Source organism: Pantoea sp. SM3, assembly GCF_000963995.1.
Lineage (GTDB): Bacteria > Pseudomonadota > Gammaproteobacteria > Enterobacterales > Enterobacteriaceae > Pantoea > Pantoea rwandensis_B.
In genome coordinates, this window is the sequence record NZ_JZRD01000018.1 from 59,895 (window position 1) to 78,905 (window position 19,011).

A 19,011-nucleotide genomic window follows, 5' to 3' on the forward strand; every position below is an offset into this window, starting at 1 on the left:
GTCTTCATCGCCAGTCAAATCGGCATTTTTATTATGGAATGTGCCACGCAACAGTATGCTTTGCTCAGCCACTTAACCTTCACTCAACAACTATAATATTCCCTGACTGGCTGCCCGGTATGGGCACACAGATCATGCTGGCTGTTCCCCTTGCTCACTATCATTGGTGCTTTTGCAGAAGGATGACCCATGCATACGTTTCTGGTGGCGTTGTACGCCTCGTTGAGTGTTTTGACTTTCCCGAGCCTGGCGGCAGGCACACTCAGTGATGGCTGGGAATGGCTCAAGCAGGATGTCTCACAAACCTGGGAACAGCCGCAGTATTACGATCTCTATTTGCCGTTCATCAGCTGGCACGCTCGTTTCGCCTACGACAAAGAGAAAACAGACAACTACAACGAATCGCCGTGGGGCGGCGGCTTTGGCGTGTCGCGGTACAACGAAGACGGTGACTGGAGCGCGCTGTATGCGATGGCCTTTAAGGATTCGCATAACATGTGGCAGCCGATTATCGGTTACGGCTGGGAGAAGGGCTGGTATCTGGATGAGGCACGCGATGTGCGTTTAGGGCTGGGGTTAACCGCAGGCATCACCGCGCGTGATGATTTTGCCAACTATGTGCCGTTGCCGATTGTTCTGCCGCTGTTCTCCGCGGGCTATAAACGCCTCAACGTGCAGTTCACCTATATTCCGGGCACTTATAACAACGGCAACGTGCTGTTTGCCTGGTTCCGCTATGGCTTCTAAAACGGTACAGCGTGCATCCGCGCTTAAGTGGCTGAAGAGAATCGCCCTGGGCCTGGTTTCTTTGCTTGTCATGTTTCTGCTGATTCGCGGGTATCAATCCGAGCAGGGGCCGCCGCTCCATCGCTGGCACACCTGGGCGGCTGACGAAATGACAGTGCAACAGATGGATCACGCCACCTTCGCCGACTACCTGGCGCAGGAAAATGTGATATTCCAGCAAATGAAACACAACGTCACGGACGCATTGAGCGAGGAAGAGAAAACCTCGCTAAACCGCTATTACGCGCAAAGCCCGGTCTATCCGGCAGGGTTTGCCACCGACTGGAACCACTCTTTTGTGCTCAAGCCAACAGGCGAAATCAAAGGCGCGGTCGTGCTGCTGCACGGATTAACCGATTCGCCCTACAGCATGCGTTATCTGGCGCAGGCTTATCAGCAACAAGGCTATGTTGCCGTGGTGCCGAGATTGCCGGGTCACGGCACCGCGCCAGGGTCATTAACCAAAGTTGACTGGAAAATGTGGCTGGCCGCGACGCGTCTTGCCGTGCGTGAGGCCACCCGGGTAGCGGGAACCCAGGTCCCGTTGCATCTGGTGGGTTACTCCAATGGTGGCGCGCTGGCGATGAAGTATGTGCTGGATAGCCAACAGGATCAGGCGCTGCGCAAACCACAACAGGTGGTGTTGTTGTCGCCGATGATCGGCGTCACCGCCTATGCGCGTTTTGCGGGATTAGCGGGTTGGCCCGCGGTATTCCCGGTGTTTGCTAAAGCGGCGTGGCTGAATATCGTGCCGGAATACAATCCGTTTAAATACAATTCATTCCCGGTGCGGGCGGCACGTCAGTCCTGGCTGTTAACCCAGGCGTTGCAGGAGCAGGTGGTGCAACTCGCCCGCGAGGGGGAAATCCGTGGCTTACCACCGGTGCTGACGTTCCAGTCGATCCTCGATTCCACCGTCAGCACCCGCGCGGTGGTCAATGCGCTGTATCGCTATTTGCCGGACAACGGCAGCCAGTTAGTGATTTTCGATATCAACCAGGCGGCCAATTTACGCGCGCTGTTCCGGCCTGCGCTGTATTCAGCGGTCAGCGAGTTGCTGCCTGCTGCGCCGCGCCACTACGCGACAACGGTGATCACCAATGCGTCACCCACCACTTATGAGGTGGTCGCGCGTATGACGCCTGCCGATCAGACACAGGAAGTCACGCACCCGCTGCAGCTGGCGTGGCCGCAGGATATGTATTCTTTGTCGCATATCGCCGTGCCTTTCCCGCTGACCGATTCACTATACGGTCGCGAACCTCTTGAAAAAAACCGCTATGGCATTAGCCTTGGCACCATTTCACTGCGCGGAGAAACCGCGAGCCTCACCGTGGGGCTCGACACCTTGATGCGCAATACCTCGAATCCGTTTTTCGCTTATATGATGGCGCAAATTCAGGGGCGGATAGCCTGCGGTCAGCAGCCGGATCTGCAACAGTGCCTTAAAGAGTAATGACTTTTTTCAGCAGCCCGTTGGCAAGAATCAACCGGGCTAGCAACACTGAGAGCACAAAGGTCAGCACAATCAGCGTGAGCTTGGTGGCCAGCGAGGTAATCGGTATGAGCGTGGTGACGATGTGAAACACCGAGTAATGCATGATGTATACCCCGGTCATGGTTTTACTCACGGTGGCCAGCAGCGTCTCTTTGAGGGCGACATGGCGACGAAAGCGCACGCCGCTGGCGGCTAATACCAGCGCTACCACCAGCAGATAAATTTGTGAACCGGTGAGGAGGAAGGCATTGCGATCGGCTTTAAACAGCGCAAAGAAAAAGTGCTGCTCGTAGAGCCAGGTGAACAGATAAATAAAGGGTAGGGCGCAGGTGGCGATGAAGGCGACGCGTCTCCGATTCAGCCAATCCTCAATCACCGGCTCACACAATAGCTGGCCGGTGAGGTAAAACAGCAGCCAGGTCCAGATGCGGTATTGCGGCGCGAGACTGAACACCCGCACTTCAGGATACAGCACCGACAGCAAATCGTAGCCATAGGAAAACAGCAGCAGGGCACCGACCAGCGCGCAGAACGTTAGACGATGCAGGCTGAGCCAGGTGAGCAGCGGATTAAAGCTGTAAATCACGATGAACGAGAACACAAACCACGGCTGAATCAGATAGCCGCGCTGGTAAGGCTCCCAGAGATAGTAAATCGTCATCCAGAACAGAAACACGATCACCACATTGCGGATCTTGCTGAGCTGCCAGCGCAGATCCTGCTCGGCATGGCTATCCATAATCCCCGCCACCACGAAAAATAGCGGGGTGGCGATGGTGGAGATAAAGGTCAGGAACGCCAGAATCCAGTGGTAATCATAATCGTAGCGATCCCAGGTGTTATACAGCGTAAAGAAGGTCACTGCCGCCATGCAGCCGAGTGTCTTGATGACATTCAGCCCGGTGGCGTTCATGCTGACGTCGCTTTCTCAGCGCGGTGGAAGCAGGCGTAAATCACCGGCAGAACCAGCAGCGTCAGTATCGTCGCGAAGCCCAGCCCAAACATAATCACCACCGCCATGCTCTGGAAAAACACATCGCGCAGCAGCGGTGCCAGGCCTAAAACCGTGGTAAAAGCGGTCAGCAGGATGGGGCGCAAGCGCGACGTTGCGGCATACAGAATCGCGTCATGCTGCGTTTTGTCCTGTTTTTGCTGTTCAATCTCTTCCACCAGCACAATGCCATTGCGGATCAGCATGCCGCTCAGGCTCAGCAAGCCAATCAGCGCCATAAAGCCAAACGGAATACCGGTGAGCAAAAAGCCCGGCGTCACGCCGATCAGCGCCAATGGCACCGTGAGCCAGATCGCCACAGCATTTTTTACCGAGCTAAACATCAGCACGGTAATCACAAACATCACCAGATAGCCCAACGGCAACGTGGTGAATACCCCTTGCTGCGCTTCGCTGGAGTTTTCGGCATCGCCGCCCCATTCAATGCTGTAACCGTGCGGCAGGGGGATCTGATCAATCTGCGGTCGCACGCGTGACAGAATATCGCCGGACGTATCGCTGCTCAGCGGGCTGGGATCGGTCATCACCGTCAGCACACGGCTGCGATCGCGCCGCAGAATTAATGGATCTTCCCATTCAAGATTAAAACCACTCACCACATTGCTCAGCGGAATATAATGCTGCTGGCTTTGGCTCCACACCAGCACATTGTTCAGATGGTTGGCATCCTGGCGTTCGCTGGCGGGCGGACGCACCACCACCGGCAGCAAATCTGCGCCTTCGCGATATAAGCCCACGCGGCTTCCGGTGGAATTCATTTGCAGCGCGTTATCGATCTCCTGCTTATCCACGCCCAACTCGCGACCCAGCGCCGGATTAAACTGTGGACGGATGACCTTGCTGCGGTTTTGCCAGTCATTGCGCACGCTGTCGGTGGCGGGGTCTTGCGCGAGGATGTCGCCCACTTCGCTGGCAATGAGTCGCATACGGTCAGGATCGGGGCCTTTGATACGCACCTCGATGGCGCTGCCGCCGGAAGGGCCAAACATCACGCGTTTGGTGCTGGCATTGACCTGCGGATATTGGCGGGCGATATAATCATCTACGCGGCGTGACAGCGCGGCGATGTTACGCTGATCGTCCATGCGCACCATGATTTGCGCGTAGTTGCTGTACTGGCGTTGTCCATTGTAAGTGAGGATAAAGCGCATGCTGCCCTGGCCAACGGTCGTCACCGTTGACACCACGCCTTGCTGCCCGGTGATCGATTTTTCTATATTGCTGGCCATTTGCTCGGTGGCTTTGATGTCCGTGCCGTAAGGCAGCCACAGATCGACAAAGAAGATCGGCGTATTGGACGAGGGGAAGAAGTTTTGCCTTACGCCACCAAAGCCCCAGATCGCCAGTGCTAACAGGGCGGCCATTACCGCCAGCGTCACGATTTTCTGCTGCAATAGCGCATTGAGCGTGCGTTGGTAGAGTCGATAAAATCCGCCATCGTAGGGCGAGGCTTCAGCGGCGGGCGTTTCCGCGTTACCTGTTTTAAACAGACACCACTTGATCAACACCGGCGTGATGGTCAACGCCGAGAACCAGCTCAGCATCAGCGAAATCAGCAATACCTGGAACAGCGATTTGCAGTACTCGCCGGTGGAATCCTGCGACAAGCCAATCGGCGCAAAGGCCAGTATCGCAATTATCGTGGCCCCTAACAGCGGGAAGGCCGAACGCCGGATAACAAAGTTGATCGCCGAAGTGCGCGATGAGCCTTGCTGACGCGTAATCAATACCCCTTCGACGATCACAATCGCGTTATCCACCAGCATGCTGAGGGCAATAATCAGCGCACCCAGCGAAATACGCTGCAGCTCAATCCCCCACAAATACATGATCAACAAGGTGCCCAGCACGTTCAGCGCCAGCGAGAGGGCAATAATGATGCCGCTGCGTACGCCCATAAAGATCAGCAGCACGCCCACCACAATCGCCAGTGCCATCAGGAAATTGGTGATAAACCCGTTCACCGAGTGCGCCACTTCGGCGGCCTGATCGTAAAAGGTATTGATTTGAATACCGGCCGGTTTTTCAGCCGACATCTGCTGCAGTTTGGCTTCCAGTGCACGCCCCACATCAATCACGTTGACGCCAGGGATAAAGGAGACCCCCATAGTGACCGCCGGGCGGCCGTTGGCGTGATAGATGCTGGAAGGGGATTCACTCAATCCGCGCGACAGCGTGGCGATATCACGTAATCGAGTGGTCGCGGTGTCACCGATCGGGCTGATAAGCAGATCGCTCAGCTCATCGATATTTTCAAATTCCCCGGTAGGATGCAGACGAATCGATTCGGAGCCGGATTTGATCTCCCCCGCGCTGGAGACCACGTTGAGGCGACTCAGTGCGGCGGAGAGTTGGGCTGGCGTAATGCCGCGCGCCGCCATTTTCGTCAGCGAAACATCGATATTCACTTGCTGCGGAATGGCACCGCCAATCGCTACCTTGCCGACGCCAGGCACCAGCACCAGTTCTCGCCGCAACTGCTCGGCGTAGCGAACCAGCTCAGGATTGCTGAAGTTGTCACCGGAAATGGCGAAGAAAAAGCCGAATACATCGCCAAAATCGTCATTAACGAAAGACGCTGTCACGCCGGGCGGGAAGAAGCGTGATGCATCACCCACGCGTCGCCGTAGTTCATCCCAGATTTGTGGCAGTTCGTTGGAGTGGTAGCGTGACGCAATATTAACGGTAATTTGCGACAGGCCGTTAGAGGAGATGGAACTGACGCTGTCCAGATAGGGCAACTGCTGCAAAGCGTTTTCCAGTGGCAGCGTCACCTCTTCTTCCACTTGCTGCGCGGACGCGCCAGGGTATTGTGTGACCACCACGGCGGTTTTAATGGTGAAAGCGGGATCTTCCAGCCGACCAATGTTCAGCAGGGCAAAAATACCGCCCAGCCCTAACAGCAAAATCGCCAGCCAGACGCGAATCGGGTTATCAATAAACTGTTTGGAGATGTCCATTACAGCCCTCGCTCACGCGTCCAGATGCGTACGGGCTGTTGCGCATGCAGCTCATTCACGCCTGCTGCGACTACGCGTTCACCGGCTTTCAGCCCATCGGTAATCACCACGCCCTGGTTTGTGACATCGCCAACGGTGACTTTTCGGTCTTCCAGCTTGAGCTGATCGCCGCTGCCTTGCACCACCCAGACATGAGGCTCATTGCGCTGATGGCTGTCGGGGTTGAACACCGCTTCGACCGGAACGACTAGCGCAGCGTGATTCACATTGGCGGGAAGATTGGCCAGATTGATGGTGACAGTGCCACTGACACCCCCCACGGCCGGGAAATCGGCAGGGCGGGGCATGGTTAAGATCACCTGCCAGGTCAGCGTGTTGCTGCTACTGCTACCGGTGTGCTCTTTGTATTCGGCCTGAAATTCCCGATCCGGCAGCGTGTTAATGCGTACCACCGGGCGATACGTCATGTTGCGGATATCCAGCGCGGTAAACAGGTTTTCAGGCACGTTAAACACCACATCGAGCAGATCGTTACGCGTTAACGTAGCGATAGGCTGACCCGCAGCCACCACCTGATGATTCCTGACGTGGACGACCGCAGCGGTGCCGCTGAACGGTGCGGTGAGCGTCATTTGGCTTAACTCTTCACGGGCAATTTGCAAGGCCGCGTTGGCGGCATCGCGGTTCGCGCGCTGCACGTCCATTTCAGCCTGCGAGATGGCCTGACGACCGGAGAGCGTCTGGAAACGCGCGAACTGTCGCTGAGCGAGGGTGGCTGCGGTCTGACGTTCATTGACGCGTTGTTGTGCTTCATGCGAAATCAGTCGGGCGATCACTTGCCCCTGTTTAACATTATTGCCCTGACGAATCTCCAGTGAATCGATCTGTCCCGCGCGTTTAAAGGACAGGTCAGTGGAATCACCGGATTCAATACGTGCGGGGAAGATGCGCTGCTGGGCTTCACCGGAAGCCACGACCTCGACCACTTTTACCATGCGTGGCTGAGGAACAACGTCCGTTTTTTTTTGATCGCAACCGGTTGTTATAAATATAACTATGGCGATCAGCGGAAAATAACGCGTCACGAGTTTGTCCTCAATCAGCAATGTTAAATTAATTATTTACGTTATTATTAGCGTGGTCTTTACTCGCCGAGCATCGAAACAACGGCGTAAGTAAATAACCCTACGACTGAACAGGTTACAATGGCGAGAATCACATAAAGACTCAGGCGGAGCAGACTATAGTCCGGCATCGTTACCTCCATTAACAGTGGGTATAAAAGAGTCATCTCACTGCGCGGGATGGGAGTGATGGTTAAGGTTTATTTGTTATGCATGAGCATAGCTGTGGATATCCAAAAATGTAAAGTTTGATAAATGCAATATCTTTAGTGCAACTCATGGAATTTAAGTCTGGCTTTTATCATTTAAATAGAATGATAAACTACCTTAACAGGATAAAAAAAAGTGTGGCTTTTCCCTTTATTTCATTAACATAGGGGGTTTTTAATTTACCCGCACTAAAAACGCCTTATTTATCTTTGGTTTAAAATTTATCAGGAAGTTGATTTTTCATTGCGGATAACTTTCATCATAAAAGCAGAGTGAGTTGAATAGCCTGTGCTACGTTTATAACGTTCATTTCTCTTGTCAAAAGTTCGCTGTATAGATTATTTCCCTGCTCAATTTCGTTGAGTAGCCATTAATGACATGTCTTTCAGTTATAAACCGGACTCACCTCAGGCAGTGCGTGGATGTTTGTCTTTGTATTTGAAGTGGATCTGTTAATAACGCGATGTCACCGCCTTGATTTCCGAAACAGGATTTGAGGAGAAAGCGATGAATACTGCTAAATCGGAAAGGTCGTACTATCAGCTTTCTGTCGATGAAACCTTGAGCCAGACAGAGAGTACAGTCGAAGGTATCTCGGGTAGTGAAGCAACAGCACGCTTACAACAGTACGGTGAAAATGCCCTGCCGCAAAAGCCGGGCAAGCCGGCATGGCTCCGCTTTCTCGCCCATTTTAACGATGTGCTGATCTACGTGTTACTCGCCGCGGCGTTGCTGACAGCGGTGATGGGCCACTGGGTCGATACACTGGTCATTCTCGGTGTGGCAGTGGTCAACGCGTTGATTGGTCATATCCAGGAGAGTAATGCGGAAAAATCCCTGCAAAGCATTCGCAATATGCTCTCCAGTGAAACGGTGGTGATCCGCGCGGGCAACCACGAAACGCTGCCGACCACTGCGCTGGTGCCAGGTGATGTGGTGGTGATCCGCGCCGGGGACCGTATTCCGGCCGACCTGCGGGTGATTGAAGCCCACAATCTGCGTGTCGAGGAGGCGATTCTCACCGGCGAGTCCACGGTGGTGGAGAAAACCACGGAGGCATTGTCTGGAGAACTCCCGTTGGGCGACCGCACCAATTTGCTGTTTTCTGGCACCACCGTGAGTTCCGGCGGCGGTAAAGGATTGGTGGTGGCTACCGGTGGAGAGACCGAGTTGGGGCACATCAATCAGATGATGTCCGATATCGAAAAACACCGCACGCCGCTGCTGGTGCAAATGGACAAGTTAGGGAAAGCCATCTTCCTGATTATTCTCGCGATGATGGCGGCACTGTTTGTCTTTAGTCTGCTGTTCCGCGATATGCCAGTCTCTGAACTGATGCTGTCATTGATCAGTCTTGCGGTGGCGTCGGTGCCCGAAGGTTTACCCGCCATTATCTCCATCATCCTCTCGCTTGGCGTGCAGACCATGGCGAAGCAGCAGGCGATCATTCGCAAGCTGCCAACGGTGGAAACGCTGGGTGCGATGACGGTGATCTGCTCGGATAAAACCGGCACGCTGACCATGAATGAGATGACGGTCAAAGCGGTGATCACGGCCGATCATATTTATCGGGTAGACGGTGACAGCTATGAACCGGTTGGCGCCATTCATAAAGCGGATGACGCCGTGCCGATTACCGTCTCAGGCGGCTCCTTGCTGGAACAGTATCTGCGTACCATCGATCTGTGTAATGACAGCCAGCTGATTAAGGATGAGAGCGGTTTCTGGAAAATCACCGGGGGGCCGACAGAAGGTGCACTCAAGGTGCTGGCCGCAAAAGGGCAGTTGCCGGTGGTCACGACTGAGTTACGCAGTAAAATTCCGTTTGATTCGCAATACAAATATATGTCGACGTTGTACCGCATTGGTGACGAAGAGCGCGTACTGATCACCGGCGCGCCGGATGTGCTGTTCCGGCTTTGTCAGCAGCAGCAAACCGAACATGGCCTGCAACCGCTGGATATCGGCTGGTGGGAAGGCAAAATTGAGGAGTATGCGCGCGAAGGTTTGCGCATGGTGGCGGCAGCCTGGAAACCGGCGTTACCGGGACAAACGGAGCTCACTCATCAGGATCTGCAACAGGGGGTGATTTTGCTCGGCATTGCCGGAATGATGGACCCGCCGCGCCCTGAAGCCATCACCGCAATTCGTGACTGCCTGCAAGCAGGCATACGCGTCAAAATGATCACCGGAGACCATCCGCAAACCGCGATGAGCATTGGCCAGATGCTGGGGATTGGCAATGCAGGCTCGGCCATCACCGGGCGTGAACTGGAAGTGATGGACGATCACCAGTTGAGTGATGCCGCACAAGCCTACGACATATTCGCGCGTACCAGCCCGGAGGATAAATTCCGCTTGGTTCAGGCGTTGCAGAGTAAGCAAGAGGTGGTCGGCATGACCGGGGATGGCGTGAATGATGCGCCGGCCCTGAAACGTGCCGATGTCGGCATTGCGATGGGGATTAAAGGCACCGAAGTCACCAAAGAAGCCGCCGATATGGTGCTAACGAATGATAACTTCGCCACCATTGCCAGCGCGGTGCGAGAAGGGCGCCGGGTTTATGACAATCTGAAAAAAACCATCCTGTTTATTATGCCCACCAACCTGGCACAGGGCTTACTGATCATCATCGCGCTGCTGGCAGGGAATCTCATTCCGCTGACGCCGGTATTGATTCTGTGGATGAACATGGCGACGTCGGCCACGCTGTCGTTTGGTCTGGCATTTGAGGAGGGTGAAAAGAACATCATGCGTCGTCCACCGCGCGATCCCAAACTGCATGTGATGGATGGATTCGCCATCTGGCGTGTGGTGTTTGTCGGTTCGATGATTGCGATAAGTGCGTTTGTGCTGGAAGCCTGGCTGCAGCCGCGTGGCTATTCCCCGGAGTTTATCCGCACCGTGCTGTTGCAGACGCTGGTCACCGCGCAGTGGTTCTATATGCTCAACTGCCGTGTGTCGGACGGCTTCTCACTGAGCAAAGGGCTGCTGATGAACAAAGGTATCTGGATCGTCAGCGCGGTGCTGCTGGTGCTGCAATTACTGATCATCTACGCGCCCTTTATGCAGCTGCTGTTCGGCACCACTGGACTGCCATTCCGCTATTGGGTCATTACCTTCATCATCGGATTCGTGATGTTCCTGATTGTTGAAGTTGAGAAACCGCTGACCCGCCGATTCAGAACCGCCTGAATGCATTGCCGCCCGTCCCGCGGGTTAAGCGGTGCGGGCGACGTTTTAGACGTTCAGGGTAAAAACTGAGGATGAAACATCGTCGCACATTCACTCTCATCAACTCAGAGAGGAAAGTGTCGCACGGGTTCAACGACCTTCACCGGCTTCTTTCGCTTCGGCTTCGTCGCTCTGCACAACGCTGGCATGGTCGCGTTCGTCTTAGCCGTCTCGCTGGTCTTATTAACAGTGATGCAGCTCGGGCAGTAATGCACATTCGCATATTGCATCGTAGCGACAGTTAACGCCTGGCTGTGGTTATACATACTGCCAATAAATGCCCTTGAATCGACACCAGGTAGTTGTTCACATCCTGCGGTATGCAACAGCAAGCCCCTGCGGGCGTGATCGCATACGTAGTACTTCATTGACTTATACATTGTTTTAATCCGTTTGCTGTGTGAGTCAATCGACTCATTAAAGTTTGTCGTATTCAATATCTTGTCATTCAGAACATCTCACCACGGCCTGGAATGCAGATTGCCCGCGACGGTTAAACGTAAACGGAACCAGAATAGGTGTGCCATTTTTCGCGGCGCTTTCCTGATGAAACAGAAGAGAACCGTTGGAGATGCTGTTTTTGCCAAACATTTCGCACTGGGCTTTTTCAAGCAGGTCTTTATCTACGGTAATAACGGCATTACTACGGTGAACGGTCACACAGGATGATTCGTTTATTTTATTTTCTGTACTCTGGGAATATACCGCATAACCAGACGCACACAAAATCATCCGCAAAGCGCCCCAATCTTCGCGTGAAATTCTCGTCTGTTTCACGAACAGTCTCTGGTCTATCTAACGAAAAAATCAAGGGGATTTATAAGCGTTTAGTTGAAATGAATTGATGTGTCTTGCTGCTGGGATAGGGGCATTATCTGATAATGATCGGGAGATTATCTGAATATTTCATAGCAAAATTAATGCCTGTGAGATTTATTACATTCGCACTCAGACAAATAAACCGTGCAATAAAGCCTAAGTACAACAAATAACCTGGTTAAGAATTTGTTAATGCCTGAAGTGTGGCAATTCCATGACAATATTTCCATCATTGAGACTGAGGTTAATGGGGTGCTGATGATAAAACCTCACAGCCTTATCACTCAGAAGGACCGTTCACATTGATCAATTCATCACCCTGAAGTGGGAAACAATGGAAGTGCGCAGGTTCAACTCAAAAGATCAGTGTGTTAAAACAGTAAATGGTTTAACCTTTAACAATCGTCAGCAGTAGATTTAAAGTAAGCTCAATAAAATCAGTGCGTTGATGACGTTTTATTGAGTGGCCTTTTGATTGACTGCGACCTGTTCCAGGGGGTGCCCGGTTAGCGGGCTGAGATTCTACCCGCCAGCGTTTTATGCGTTGGCAACGTAGTGACCCTACGAACCTGATCCGGCTAATACCGGCGTAGGGAGCGGAACACAGGGCGACACTGCGCCCTGATTCCATCTTTGTGCTTGTAGCGGACAGATCCTACTCATCAGGCCCGGCCTGAGAGATTTCGCGCAATTGCAACAGGTAGACCCGCCCATGACTGAAGCTGCTTTGATCGACGCTTTGCTCACCTTTCTTCAGCGTCAGGATACAACCGACGACGACTTTAACCGCATGGCGCTTGCCGTCTTCGCGTACCAATTTGAACACAACCTCCCTTATCGCCGCTTCGCTATGCAGCGTGGCCGCACGCCGTTTACGGTCAAAAACTGGCGAGCCATCCCGGCGATTCCCATCACCGCCTTTAAGGATCTGACGCTGAGTTGCCATGCCAGCGATGACGTCGAAGCCGTGTTTATGACCAGCGGTACTACGGGCACGGTGAAAGGTCGCAGCTATCATCCGACACTCGATGTCTGGAAATGCTCAATGACGCAGAATTTTCGCCAGCGCTTGATGGCGGGCGATGAGCGCATCCGCATGGGCATTTTATTCCCCGATAACCAGGTGCTGCCTAACTCTTCGCTGGCGCACTATCTCACGCTAGCGATGGAGAGATTCGGCACCGCGGAGAGTGAAGTGCTGCTGGATGACGGGGGTATCGCGATGGATCGCCTTTTTGCTGCACTGGAACAGGCGGAAGCGCGAGATGAACCCTATGCGCTGCTGGGCGCGAGCTACAGCTTTGTCCATCTGCTGGACGAGATGCAGCGTCAACGGCGAAGTTTTACGCTCCCCGCAGGCAGCCGCATTTTAGATACCGGCGGGTTTAAGGGCCAATCACGCGAGATTGAGGCCGAGCAGTTTTACGCCGAACTGAATGCGGCACTGGGCGTGCCGCGTACGCACTGCATCAACATGTACGGCATGACCGAACTGAGCAGCCAGTTTTATGATGACGGCAACGTTGCTTGTCCTTCGGTGAAATCTGGCCCGCACTGGATCCGCACCCGCGTGGTCAATCCACTCAGCGGCGAAGAGGTGGCGGAAGGTGAGATTGGCGTGCTGGTGCACCATGATCTGGCTCATTTCAATTCGGTTTCTGCTTTGCTGACGGAAGATGCTGGCCGCGCGGTCGCGGGCGGCTTCCATCTGCTGGGCCGGGTTACCGGAGCGGATGCAAAGGGCTGTTCGCTGGCAATGGAAGAGTTTCTGGCTGCTGCGCAGGGTGCAGTGTGAAAGAGGTCGCGGGGTATTTGCCGGGATGTTTATCGCCTGAAGAGGTGCAGTGGCGCACGTTGAGTTTTAGCCATCATGGCCAGCAACTGGATGTGGACGTTCCCGATCTGAATCCGGCACAAATAAAGCTTCTGAGCGCACATGTGCGCGAACATGCTCGCGCTTATCTCAAGACGCTGAGTGTGGCAAAGATCGTGGCGCTAATTGATCAAGCCATCACGCGTTTACTGGATCGAGACCATCACCTGCGCCGCAAAGCTGAAACGCTATTGCCGATAGTCACCGGATATGACGCCGAGATGATTCGCCTTGGGCTTAGCGGTTATCTCAAAACATTTCGACAGCCGCAGCTTAAGCGATTTTTGGCCGAAGATTTTAACGATCCGCAACTGCTGGATGACTTCCAGCCAAGGCCCAATGGCGGTTTCGCGCGGGCGTTTGGCCCTGATCTTCTGCTGCATATCTGGGCAGGAAATGTACCGGGTTTGCCGCTCTGGAGCCTGATTTGCGGGTTGCTGGTGAAAGCGGGCACCGTGGGTAAGTTGTCGGGGGCCGAACCCCTGTTGGCGGGCTGGTTTGCGCAGCTGCTGGCTGAAATCGATCCTCAGCTTGGCGAGTGTCTGGCGGTGGTATGGTGGAAAGGCGGAGAGGGCGAAGCAGAAAAGCACTGGTTTACGCAGCCTGACGTGGTAATGGCTTACGGAGGCAATGCCGCGTTGGCCGCTATCAGGCAGCAACTGCCGGTCACCACGCGTTTTCTGCCACACGGTCATAAAATCAGCGTGGGGTTGGTGGCGCGTTCGGCGCTGGATACGCGGCAGGGCGTCGAGCTGGCGCATCGCGTGGCCTATGACGTGATGCGCTATGACCAGGCGGGTTGTTACTCACCGCAAATGCTGTTTGTTGCACGCGGTGGACGCATCACGCCGCAGGAATTCGCGGAGTATATCGCCCATGAACTGCGGGCGCTGGCGCGCAAATTTCCGCGTCGCGCGCTCTCTTCGGCTGAAGTGAACAGCGTGGCAGCCTGGCGTAGCCGTGAAGAGATTCGTGCGTTGCAGGGCGATCGCATCCTGTTTGGCGAGCCAATGGATAGCTGGGCTGTGGTCATGGTGGATGAACCAGAAACACTGATTCCTTCCGCACTCGGACGCACGCTAAAAGTGGTGGCTGTTGATGATATTGATGATGCCATTGCCCTGATTTCGCAGCAGAAAATCTACCTGCAAACGGCGGCGGTTGCCGCCACTCCGCATGAACTGTTTCATCTCGCCGCACGCTTAGGACAAGCAGGCGTCACCCGTATTACTGCCTTTGGCAATATGACATCGCCCGCAGCCGGATGGCATCACGATGGCCGCTTTAGCCTGCTGGATCTGGTCACTTTTACGGAAATAGACGCATCTGCTGAAACCGCCGCTGAGCGCTTCGCGCCCTATGCGGATTGAATCCATGTTTTTTACAGGAGGTAATCGATGAAATTTGCTGATCAAACGATTCTGGTGACGGGTGCGAGCCGGGGCATTGGTGCGGCTATCGCGCAGGCTTTCGCCGCTGAGGGCGCGCTGGTGGTGGTGAACTACCTGCGCAGTGAAGCCGCAGCGAATGAAGTGGTAAAACGCTGTGAAGCTTTGGGCGGTTCAGCTCTGGCGATTCGTGCCGATGTCACCTCGCCAGAGCAGGTAGCGGCGATGATGGAGCAGATCGCCAACACCAGCGGTCGCTTGGACGCGGTGGTCAACAATGCTTTCGCGCCCTATGTTTTCGATACCGACAATCGACAGCGCTTTTGGGAAACGTCGTGGCAGGGCTACCAAAGCCAATTTAACGGTGCGGTTGGCGCGGCCTACAATGTCTGCCAGGCTGCATTGCCGTTGATGCGCTCACGCACGCGCGGCAGCATTATCAATCTTTCCAGCGATTTAGTGGCTCGTCCGTCTGTTCCTTACCACGATTACGTCACGGCGAAGTCTGCGTTGATTGGCTTCAGTCGCTCACTCGCGGCAGAGCTAGGGCCGCTGGGCATTCGCGTTAACTGCGTTGCGCCGGGTCTGGTGTATCCCACGGATGCCAGCCGCGCCACGCGGGAAGACGTGCGCGAGTTTATCACCGCACAAACGCCGCTGCGCCGTATTGCCGAGCCAGTGGATGTCGCCGGTCCGGTGATGTTTTTAGCGTCAGAATGGAGCGAGTTTGTCACCGGGCAAACGCTGTATGTCGATGGCGGGTTGGTAATGGGGTAACAAGGGGTGAAAGCTGATAGGGTAGGAAGCTCGATGGGTTAGCGTGAGTCTGATTATAGATTTGCTCACACCGTTTAACGTAAACAGGGAGGTTTAATGAAGACCGCAAGTATCCGCGCCATAATTGGTGGAACGCTTTTAATGGCGTCGTCCTTGATATCGGCTTCCGCAGCGCAGCCATTGCCTTCACAGCATCCGAACTCGCAGCGTCTCTCGGTGGAGACGCAAGGCTCGGGAACGGACGTCATATTGATTCCGGGGCTGGCGTCATCGCGGGACGTTTGGGCCGATTTGTCTGCAAATTTACGCAAGAACCATCGCATTCATCTTGTGGAGCTTGCGGGGTTTGCGAGTACGCCTGCCATTGCCAACCCGGACGGGAAGGTCATCGCTCCGGCAGTTGACGCCCTCGCTGAATACATTCACGCCCAGCACATCAAATCCCCGGCGATTATCGGCCATTCTCTTGGGGGAGAAATGGCATTGATGCTGGCCGCCCGTCATCCTGATCTGGTGGGGCGCGTGATGGTCGTTGATGCATTGCCATTCTATTCGCTGATGTTCAATCCTGCAGCGACCAGCGAAACTGTCGCCCCGCAGGCCGCTGCCATGCGAAATTCGATTTTGGGGCAATCGCCGGAGCAATTCGCCGAGTTTCAGAAGGTCTCCATCACCCGTTTAGCCAAGACCGAAGCGGTGAGGCCCGCACTGGTGGCGGCGGGGATCCATTCCGATCGTAAAACCATTGCCGATGCAGTGTATGAAGTGATGGTCACCGATTTGCGTCCCGAACTTGGCCTCATCAGCGCGCCGATTGAGGTCGTATACGCGTATGACACTTTATTTGGCGTACCTGCCGCCAGCGTCGAGGCGATGTACCGGCAAGCCTATGCTGCTGCACCCGATATCCACTTCACACAGATCGATAACAGTTTTCACTTTGTCATGCTTGACCAACCAGAACGATTTTCTGCCGTGGTTGAGTCGTTTCTGAATGGCGATGCCAGCCAAAAGCAGTCGCAAACTGACTGAGATTCCGGTAGGGACGGCCGGAATGGGCCGTTGCTTCGGTTTAACTGAGTGTATGGCGCAGATATTGCGCGGGGTGTATGTGTGATGTGAAAGAGATGTGGGGGTGAGATGGGAAGGGCTGCTTTGAGCGAACAGCGGACGCTCACTAATCCTGAAACTATCAGGAATGGCCGCAGGCCCAAGGATCTCAATGCTCGTTTCCAAAGCAGCGTAATCTACTCTATAAAAGAGAATGGTACGAATTTCAAGGATACTTGCAGTATTGCGATATAGATATCAATGAGGAGCAGATTAGCTTAATCGGAAAACAACAAGGGCAGAAATTTCTGCCCTAAATTAACATCTTTGAATTGCTCAACTAAAAAGATCGTGCTGAATTTTTATTTGCAAACATTAGTCCAAATCTGGAATAGTAATTAAAAATTGGGGTTGATACGTGCTGATACTCCAGCATGCTCTTTCAAGAGATAAAGAAGCCCGCCTCCATCAATGAGTTCAATCGGTTTGTCTTCGCAGAACCGGTATGCGTCTTTACCGTACTGGCTCGTACACACCAGAATCCCTTTGTTAGCTCCCTCATTCATCATTGTTCCGTATAGGTCTCTAACAGAACTGACACCGACAGTGTCTTTGTATCTTTTAGCCTGAATAACAACTTTGCCACCGAGTATCGGACGAGTGTCGAATGCAACTGCATCAACACCGCCATCTTTAGTACCTCTGGTGAGTTTTGTGTCCAGCCCCATTTGACTGAACAGATTTGATACCAATACTTCGAATTCTGACGGAGAAAGCTCCATGAGGTTTGGTCTTGTTTCAAGCCCAGAGAGAGCATCGCCTTGCTCAATGAAGCGCTTGTCAACCATGTTGAACTCAATAATAGGCTTCACTGCTTGTAGTTCATCCGGTCGCCCTGAAATTTGTGCACCTAAACTTTTAAGACATGCACTTTTTTCAACCCTCTCGAGTTTTATTTGCATAAAATCGTCTTTGTGAGCACGAGCAGATACTAATGTGACTTTTGTGTCATGCCCGCTCGTAGGATCGATAGTTTCAATTACACCGTTAAACAGAACTGACGTTAAAGCAGATGCCTTATCAGCTTCGAAAAGCTCATGCATTGTGCGGAGTGTGATTGCGGCGATGATATTTTGATAAAGTTCTTTAATATCACCAATCTTTCGCGCTTTCGCATCTATGGCATCTCTTGTTTTGACATATCTGTATTCCAACTCACGAGGTACTACTGAAATTTCAGGTAAGTTGTATTCAATTACCAACTCTTTGTTGTCGGGTAGGTATGCCAACCTAAAGGTTTGGGGAAATCCGTTCTCAGGATATTCAGAACGTGTCAACACCATTTCGCAATATGCCAACACACTGTCAGCATCGCAGTTAAGATAGTCTTGCTCAAATTGGTCAACTTCATCGTGTTGGCTTTTGATTTCTTGGAGGTAAGCAGTTCTGCGATTCTGATAATCAGCAACTAAAGTATCAAGCTCAACTTTCTGACTTGATAATTTAACTGAATGATCTTCCTTACTTTTACTGAAAGATTCTTCTGCACTCTGCAGCTCTCGATAATATTTGTTCTTCACCCATGGGAAAATAGTTTTCCATAAAGCCGGGACGTTAACGACTTTCATCTCAGGCTCAGGCTCTGGTAAAAGATGTTTGGGTGTTTTGAAATCTTCGAATTTTGGGATTTTTTTCAATGCCGAAAAGTCAATCGAATCGTCAAATTCGAGAGTATGTTCCAGAAGTGTAGAGAGAGCGGTGATATTCTCGTTCAGTTCAGCGTTTAGATCGGAAACTTCATCTTGACGCTCTTCCAGATACATGATTTTTGCTAACTTATCAGCCTCTTTTTGCTCGCGAAGTCGTTGTGCATTATCACGTTTTATTTCGCGTTCTATACGACGAACTTCGGCAAAATGATGACGTTCTGATCTTTTACGCTCACGCTCTGCCGCTGCAACTGCTCTGCCCGTAGCACGTATAAAACCTTCAAATCCTGATCTCCGTCCCATCCCAGTCCCCACAGCCTCCAACCAAAAGTTTGATTTCTACCAAGTGAAGTTGCTTCAAGCAACCATCCATTTAATTGAGTTGCACTTAATTTACTCTATCAGCACCAAGTCAATCCATAGCATATTAGAAAAGCAATTAGTTCATATCTTAAAATGTGAGGCTTTGTTGTCTCTCAACCAATCAACGGGGAGCTGGTCATGATCATTAACTGATTCAGTGCGGATTTATCAACGTCCGCTCCTGGCTGTGAGTTCAACTGATGGACGC

Annotated in this window: 12 protein-coding genes and 1 riboswitch; of the genes, 7 read left to right on the forward strand and 5 right to left on the reverse strand. The window is 53.0% G+C overall.

The features are described 5' to 3' along the window. Positions 1-189 precede the first annotated feature (189 nt). Together pagP and VI01_RS12215 are read left to right on the forward strand one after the other, a co-directional pair. A complete protein-coding gene (gene pagP / locus VI01_RS12210) occupies positions 190-747 on the forward strand; it encodes a lipid IV(A) palmitoyltransferase PagP (RefSeq protein WP_045815326.1) in 558 nt (185 codons plus the stop codon). Next, positions 737-2,242, forward strand: coding sequence for a carboxylesterase (locus VI01_RS12215; RefSeq protein WP_045815327.1), 1,506 nt, complete (start codon positions 737-739; stop codon positions 2,240-2,242). Before pagP ends, VI01_RS12215 begins: the two co-directional genes overlap by 11 nt. Here the strand turns inward: VI01_RS12215 and VI01_RS12220 are convergent. From VI01_RS12220 to VI01_RS12230, 3 genes are read right to left on the reverse strand one after another with little or no spacing between them, the layout of a single operon-like run. After that, complete coding sequence (locus VI01_RS12220) at positions 2,232-3,197, reverse strand: acyltransferase (RefSeq protein WP_045815328.1); 966 nt, start codon at positions 3,195-3,197, stop codon at positions 2,232-2,234. The genes VI01_RS12215 and VI01_RS12220 overlap by 11 nt on opposite strands. Continuing rightward, positions 3,194-6,256, reverse strand: coding sequence for an efflux RND transporter permease subunit (locus VI01_RS12225; protein WP_045815329.1), 3,063 nt, complete (start codon positions 6,254-6,256; stop codon positions 3,194-3,196). The genes VI01_RS12220 and VI01_RS12225 overlap by 4 nt, the downstream gene beginning before the upstream one ends. Further along, on the reverse strand, positions 6,256-7,341 hold the full coding sequence (locus VI01_RS12230) for an efflux RND transporter periplasmic adaptor subunit (protein WP_045815330.1): 1,086 nt from the start codon (positions 7,339-7,341) through the stop codon (positions 6,256-6,258). The genes VI01_RS12225 and VI01_RS12230 overlap by 1 nt, the downstream gene beginning before the upstream one ends. Positions 7,342-8,097: 756 nt before the next feature. Between VI01_RS12230 and VI01_RS12235 the strand changes: the two genes are divergently transcribed. Beyond that, on the forward strand, positions 8,098-10,785 hold the full coding sequence (locus VI01_RS12235; RefSeq protein WP_045815331.1) for a cation-transporting P-type ATPase: 2,688 nt from the start codon (positions 8,098-8,100) through the stop codon (positions 10,783-10,785). Between the two features lie 483 nt (positions 10,786-11,268). On the opposite strand, the gene VI01_RS12245 is transcribed toward VI01_RS12235, so the two are convergent. Next, positions 11,269-11,601, reverse strand: a complete 333-nt coding sequence (locus tag VI01_RS12245; RefSeq protein WP_156149356.1) for a hypothetical protein — start codon at positions 11,599-11,601, stop codon at positions 11,269-11,271. A gap of 526 nt (positions 11,602-12,127) precedes the next feature. After that, positions 12,128-12,257: riboswitch (TPP riboswitch) on the forward strand. A gap of 98 nt (positions 12,258-12,355) precedes the next feature. Here VI01_RS12245 and VI01_RS12250 point away from each other — a divergent pair. The 4 genes from VI01_RS12250 to VI01_RS12265 all read left to right on the forward strand — a co-directional run bounded on the left by VI01_RS12250 (position 12,356) and on the right by VI01_RS12265 (position 16,713). Beyond that, positions 12,356-13,438, forward strand: a complete 1,083-nt coding sequence (locus VI01_RS12250; protein WP_045815333.1) for an AMP-binding protein — start codon at positions 12,356-12,358, stop codon at positions 13,436-13,438. Further along, positions 13,435-14,886 carry an acyl-CoA reductase gene (locus tag VI01_RS12255; RefSeq protein WP_045815334.1) on the forward strand — a complete coding sequence of 484 codons (1,452 nt, stop codon included), beginning with the start codon at positions 13,435-13,437 and terminating at the stop codon, positions 14,884-14,886. Before VI01_RS12250 ends, VI01_RS12255 begins: the two co-directional genes overlap by 4 nt. 27 nt (positions 14,887-14,913) lie before the next feature. Further along, a complete protein-coding gene (locus VI01_RS12260; RefSeq protein WP_045815335.1) occupies positions 14,914-15,681 on the forward strand; it encodes a 3-oxoacyl-ACP reductase in 768 nt (255 codons plus the stop codon). Positions 15,682-15,777: 96 nt separating this feature from the next. Next, the gene (locus VI01_RS12265; protein WP_045815336.1) at positions 15,778-16,713 is read left to right on the forward strand and encodes an alpha/beta fold hydrolase; all 936 of its coding nucleotides are present in this window, start codon (positions 15,778-15,780) and stop codon (positions 16,711-16,713) included. 416 nt (positions 16,714-17,129) lie between these two features. Here VI01_RS12265 and VI01_RS12270 read toward each other — a convergent pair whose 3' ends face one another. Then, on the reverse strand, positions 17,130-18,743 hold the full coding sequence (locus VI01_RS12270; protein WP_045815337.1) for a restriction endonuclease: 1,614 nt from the start codon (positions 18,741-18,743) through the stop codon (positions 17,130-17,132). Positions 18,744-19,011: the final 268 nt, after the last annotated feature.